The organism is Mycobacterium sp. TH-M82 (genome assembly GCF_057473605.1).
In genome coordinates, this window is sequence record NZ_JBYCKY010000587.1 from 1 (window position 1) to 2,236 (window position 2,236).

A 2,236-nucleotide genomic window follows, 5' to 3' on the forward strand; every position below is an offset into this window, starting at 1 on the left:
ACCTCACCTACGACTGGTTCCAGACCACGCCGCCCGGTCAAAGTTCTGGATACGATTCGCCCCCCGCCATCGGCGAAACACTGGACAATCTCTCAAACCTTGTACAGCAAACGGGCGATGCGTTCGTACCGCAGCAAGACGAGGACACCAGGGATCAAAACGACGGGTTTCAGGTGATCATGGCCCATGCGCCCATCTCCGCACAAATCGGGCTGGAAGCCGCGCCCCCGCAGGACACGGACGGCATCGGCGTCGATGCGTTCACAGTGAATCATGAACTCACCTCGCCCGTGCCGCAGGGCACGCCCATTTTTGTGTTTGATCAGGTGACGGATGGGGCTTGGGAACAAAACACGCATCTCGAATGGCTCAACGTCACCAACAGCGCCGGGCAATCCGTGAATGGAGCCGCGTTCCCACAAGGCGAGTTGGCGGCCTTTCAAGCGGCCGACGCGACCGATAAAGGCTACACCGTGAGCGGGCCGCAAGCGTGGTATCTCTCGGCGCATGGTCTACCCGCGTCCATGATCGCCGTGGAAGGCGGGGGCGTAGGACTTCCGAGCGATTACGGCGCGTCGCTCTTTGATGATGCCGTCATCAACGGTGTCATGCCTAGCGACTTTGAGAACAGCTACTTGAACGGCCAAACGCGAAATCCCAATCATACCGTGAGCGGGTACAGTGGGAACTTTCCTGTGAATCCAGGCGGCGGTGGCACCGACAATCTGGCGCAGGGCATCGAACTGGATACCACGCATCTCACGCCGGGCACGTACACCATCACCCTTTACGCGGCGGACGATGTGGGCAACTTCGCAACGCCCGTGAGCCAGACCTTCACCATAGGGCAAGGCGTTGCCGACGCACCAGCCACCATCGCTTTGAGTGCATCCCCTCAGTCGCTCTCGGTAGGCGATCCGTCCACGCTACAGGCCAGCGTGGTAGGCAAGGTGCCCACCGGCTACCAGATTGAGATCGAAGACCTCGGAGCCGATGGCACGCTCTCCGGTGCGAACGCCAGTGTGAGCGCCGACAATGTGAGCACGTATTCCACCAGCGCGACCAGCTACGGGAATCTCACGGACACCTATCAGGCGGACATTGTGAGCGTTCAAGGTGGGACGGTTCTCGGTCGCTCCAACGACGTCACCGTCACGTGGGGGAATCCCGCACCGCCACCGCCACCGCCAAGCAACTATTGCGGCACGCCCTACGACACGAACGAATACTGGACGGACAACGGGACGCCTGGCAGTCAGACGTTTCACTGGACGTACGTTGTTCCGACCGTCTTCTACCGCACCGTGACGACCGGGACGTACCCTCACATCACGCATCGGCGCATCCCGTACTGCGTGAACGAAGACACCGAGTATTCCGCGGTGTATCCCGTTTCGGAATACCACGGGCACATCTCCGGTCTCGCCTACGACCCAGGCTATCCCGGTCACATGTTTTTGCCCGAGCCTGCCAACCGTTGGGACAATCCGAACAACACGTTCTTCGGCTACAACACGCAGGCCGCGTGGAACGATTTGAACGTCGCGCACGGCTGGCCCGGCTGGCAAGCAGAAGTCGGCAAGGCAGGCCCCAACGACAATCAGGCGGTGGAGACGTTTCAATTGCCCGATCCTGCCGATGACGGGAAGCTCCAGACGTACCACCTGTACAGCAATCCGTATTACCCGACGCCTTGGGCGTTCATCCGCCCGCACGGCTCCTTTGTCTTCCGGTTCTGGTACAAAGGCAGTCCCAACGCGATGCCGACTGGCGGGCGCGTTCAGTATACCCTGGTGAATCCGGATGGCAGCACACGCACGTGGTACAGCACGCTTCTTCTCAGCAAGAAGGACAGCTTTTCCTACGGGGATCGGATGCGCGGACTCAACGAACCGCCGATGCCTGGGTATCAATTGCTGTACGCAGGGGATGGGGTGGCCCCGAAGCATACGATCACGGCAAACGGCACCCCAGAACTCGCCAAGTGGAGTTTGTCGGACTCGTACAGCACCGTGCAGGCCGATGATGCCCACGTGAACGTCACCATCACGATTGACACGCCAGCGGGGGAAGTGACGTATGCCGTGCCGGACATGGCGACGATGTTCAGTTATCCCACGTGGTACATGTACGGACTGGGACTGGACGAGGCGCGGCAACGCCAGATTGCCAAGGCGTATGCTACGGAAGAAGCGAAGATGGGCGATACAGGCTCGAATCCTTGACGAGAGAGGGG

General features: G+C 60.4%; 1 protein-coding gene. It reads left to right on the forward strand.

Annotation, left to right across the window (positions count from 1 at the left end):
• Nucleotides 1-2,225 (forward strand): hypothetical protein (locus tag AC2VON_RS17590; protein ID WP_486954099.1); only part of this gene is annotated, 2,225 nt, incomplete at its 5' end.
• Between the last annotated feature and the right edge of the window lie 11 nt (nt 2,226-2,236).